This window comes from Rhizobium ecuadorense (assembly GCF_001187535.1).
Lineage (GTDB): Bacteria > Pseudomonadota > Alphaproteobacteria > Rhizobiales > Rhizobiaceae > Rhizobium > Rhizobium ecuadorense.
The window spans coordinates 1-319 of sequence record NZ_LFIO01001863.1 but is presented as its reverse complement, the minus strand read 5'-3'; the positions used below and the strand labels follow the sequence as shown (position 1 = coordinate 319).

Sequence of the window (319 nt, the reverse complement as noted above, 5' to 3'; positions counted from 1 at the left end):
TTCGCCTTGAAGAGCAGCAGCAGTTCATCCTGCGCGTCCTCGTCGACCTCGGAGAACAGCGGGAACGTCTCGATGAGCTGCTGCATCTTCAGTTGATGCTGGCGCTCGCGCTCTTCGCCGAGCGCCCTGATCTTTTCCAGTTCTTTGCCGAGCGCCTTCTGCCTGCTCCTGCCGTAGCTTTCCCAGAGGGAGGGCCATTTCGAATGGATGTATTTCTTCAGGCCGTCGGTCGCGAAGATCACGATTGGGTTGAGCGTGATCGACAGGATCGCGGCAGCCAGGATCAGATCCTGGCCCTCATGCGGCAGGAGCCCGAGTG

The 319-nt window shown here is 59.9% G+C and carries 1 pseudogene; it reads right to left on the bottom strand.

From position 1 onward, the window contains the following. Nucleotides 1-319 (bottom strand): annotated as a pseudogene (locus AF337_RS39110) (cation:proton antiporter domain-containing protein); the annotation flags it as partial.